Source organism: Pseudonocardia sp. GCM10023141 (assembly GCF_042653605.1).
Window position 1 is genome coordinate 1 of sequence record NZ_JBHSIR010000057.1, and the last position, 3,141, is coordinate 3,141.

At 65.6% G+C, this 3,141-nt stretch carries 2 protein-coding genes; both read right to left on the minus strand.

Features of this window, described 5'->3' with window-relative positions; translation table 11 throughout:
• Window positions 1-454 precede the first annotated feature (454 nt).
• Window positions 455-2,065 (minus strand): transcriptional regulator, encoded by a 1,611-nt coding sequence (locus tag ACFPFQ_RS33050; protein ID WP_379625962.1) that lies wholly within the window; start codon window positions 2,063-2,065, stop codon window positions 455-457.
• A 162-nt stretch (window positions 2,066-2,227) separates the two neighbouring features.
• Window positions 2,228-2,614, minus strand: coding sequence for a GntR family transcriptional regulator (locus ACFPFQ_RS33055; RefSeq protein WP_379625963.1), 387 nt, complete (start codon window positions 2,612-2,614; stop codon window positions 2,228-2,230).
• Window positions 2,615-3,141: the final 527 nt, after the last annotated feature.

Consider the following 3,141-nt stretch of genomic DNA (forward strand, 5'->3'; position numbering starts at 1 on the left):
GGGGAAAGGGAGACTGCCGCAACTGATCTACCGCATCCCGTCCGAATACTAGCGGCGACACGCTACTAGCCCAAACGAAATTTTCTTTGGATCGCAGTCTAGTCCGTTGCGGATGATGGCCAACGGACAGTAATGACGGTGGCATCGTCCTCAGCCCTCCATCGATGCTCGATCCCTGGGCCCCACGTGACGTAATCGCCGGGCTCGGAGAGCACGAAGCTCTCAGTTGTCAGGTCGAGACGGAACCGGCCTGAGACCAGGAGGAGGAGCGTGGTTCGAATCTCGCCCGTCGTCCAGTCCTTCCGACCCTCGCCCCGGGGGTGTACGCCCCACTTGACCTCAATATCGGAGGTGGCCCGTGGGCTGTCGGACGGTTCGATGAAGCTGCCCATAAGCCATCCGCGGTACGGGCTACCATCCTTGGCGGCGTTTCCGCTTGTCCACTTGCCCGGTGTCACGCGATCTCCCACTCGATTGTCGGCACGTCGACGCGGTCATCGCCGATCTCGGCGAGTCGGCGCAATCCTTGGAGTAATGCGAACAGCCCCTCGTTGCTCCAGGCTGGATCGTTGATGAGTTGGGTGAGGCCGGCTCGGTCCCGGCTGGAGTACTGGCGGAGCCCGCTTGACTCCCAGTTGGCAGCGATGTCTCCGCCGAATTCTGTCCAGAATTGATCGTCGTGAATGGCGATGATGCCGGCGAACTCGAAGTTGCCGCTGACGAGGTTGAGCCCGAATCCGGTGCACTCCATCGCCCAGTGTTCCGGGCTGGGGTGGTCGGTCAGCCATCGCATCGGACGGGATAGCCGGCTGCGGTGCATAGGGTCGGCGTGACGGAAGCCGTCGATCGTGCTGTCGACGTCTTCCCGGCCGAAGAGTTCTTCTTCCATCTCGCGGCGCAGAGTCTCCCCGAGCAATACATCACCGGCGTAGTCAACGCTCGGCTGATGGAAGCCCTTCGGGATGACAGCGAGCCGGCGGGACGCGTTCAGCACCTGACCGGACCGCTCTTGGACCAACAGGACGTAGTCGGGCTCGCGGCGTCGGTGGTCGGCCGGCCGAGCAATGGCCATGAGCGCCAGGGCACCCCCGGCGCACAGCCGGTCCCTCACGTTGAGAACCGAAGCAGCATCAGGCAGCAGCGTGTCTCGGATCGGTAAATGGCCCGGAGTCGTCGGCGCACCGGACACGAGCGCGTCGACCAGCTCCGCTTCGAGAAGGTCCATCGTGAGCGCGTACGTGACGAACGTCGACAGGCCGAGAGTGGCCTGCACGGCACCTTGCGTGATGTCCGCGTGATCGAGCAGTCGGTAGATGGGGGCATCGGTCATTCGTCCGCCGATGGCCATTCCTTCGGCTAAGCGTCGGACCGCGGCGGCGGCGGTGTGCTCGTGGACGTCGACGTCTCGTTCGATCCGCTCGCTGTCGAGCGTGAGTAGGTCGCCCTCGTGGTTGAGCGGCGCGCGTAGGTCGAGCCACTGTGGGCAGGTCAAGACGCTGGTACTGGTGCGGCTGTCCGAATGCAGAGCGACGAACGCGCCGTGCTGTAAGCCGGCGCCGTCTGGGGCGTAGTACTCGCGAAGCGCCCGCGCGACGTCGAGGCGGTGCACACGCGCACGGCGGTGCCCACGATCCTGGATGCTGCGCAGGTCAACGGAGGAGGCCTCCGCCGCAACGCGACGGCGACCCGTCCCGGTTTCCCATCCGGCGCGGGTGTCGAGCCACTCCAGTTGTGGCCCGAGCTGGCGAATGGCGGCCAATCTGGTCTCGGCCTCATCGGCCGGCGCCTCGACCTGCACGGCCACCGCCGTATCGGGCTCGACTCCGCCCTCGGCGCGGCGCAGCAGCATCCCGAAGCGGGCCTGCCCGCTGGATCCCGCCTGCTCAAGGACGACGTCGAGGGCCTGTTGCAGTTCGGAAGTGGGGACGATCGCGGGGCGCTGACTCCACTTCGCGACGGTCCGCACCGCCGTTCCGAGCTTCGCCGCGAAACCCTCGTTCGTCAGGCGGAGAGCCTGCTGTAGCGCGCACGCTCGTTGCCCTGTCCAGGAGTCGACAACCTCCACGAGGTCCTCCGCGGGGTCGAGACGAGTGCACTGCGAGTGCACCGTCGGTTCGTCGGATGTCGGCGGGATTCGCAGTTCACTTGGTGCATCACAGAAGCGAGGCAGTCGGCGGAGGTGAACGCGATGGACAGGCAGTCAGGTCGATCTGCTGGCCCCACCGGGTCAGGTCTCAAGTGCCATCAGCCGCTGGGTCACCTTGGCGAGGCGTTCCTCGACCTCGGCCAGTTCTGCCCCGGTTCGCCCTACCTGGGCTTGCAGCTCGGAAAGCTCGGCGCGCACGCTCCGGAGTTCCGCTCCAGGGTCGCCGCCCGCCGCCCGATCGCGGACGTAGGTTCCCGCGTTCGGGCGATTGGTAGCCCAGCCGGCGTCGACCAGGCGCCGTACTGCGGCCATGGCTGTGTTCACGGCGATTCCGTGCTCGGCCGCAAGTTGCCGGTAGGTCGGCAGTGCGTCGCCGACCTGATACCGCCCTGACTCGATCTCTGACCGGAGCAGGTCGGCCACTCGTCTGCTAGCTGGCTTCCGGTCCTCGTCTTCAGCCTCTGCCACCCGGCGAGGCTACCGCATGTCTTGCGACACCACTTGCCGATTGAGACATCATGTCCTATCGTCTGCGACAAGCAAGATGTCTTAATACATCGAGAGGATCATACAGATGAGCCCGCACCATCACTTCCCGCTAAACCACTTCCCAGACGGGCTTACGCCCGCCGTGATCGACGAGTTGCTCGACGCGGCGGCAGTAACCGGGACACAACCACTCACCACCTCGGCATTGCTCGACGGCACTGCCGCTGAACGACGCAGGCGACGTGAGGCGCGGCGGGCTATAGCTCGGATCGCTCAGACAGCAGCACGTTTGCGAGTGGTCGAACTGGCTGCGTTTGAGGCGGTGGCGGCATGAGTTGCCCTGTGTCAAGCCGCCGTCGGTTGATCTTGGTTGATGATGCGTTGGAGGGCGCGGTGGCGGTCGGGGTCGTAGGGGGTGTTGGTGTTCCAGCAGGCCTAGATGATGTCGACCCAGGCGCGGGCCAGGACGCGGACGGCGTGGGGATGGTCGTGTCCGCGGGCGCGGG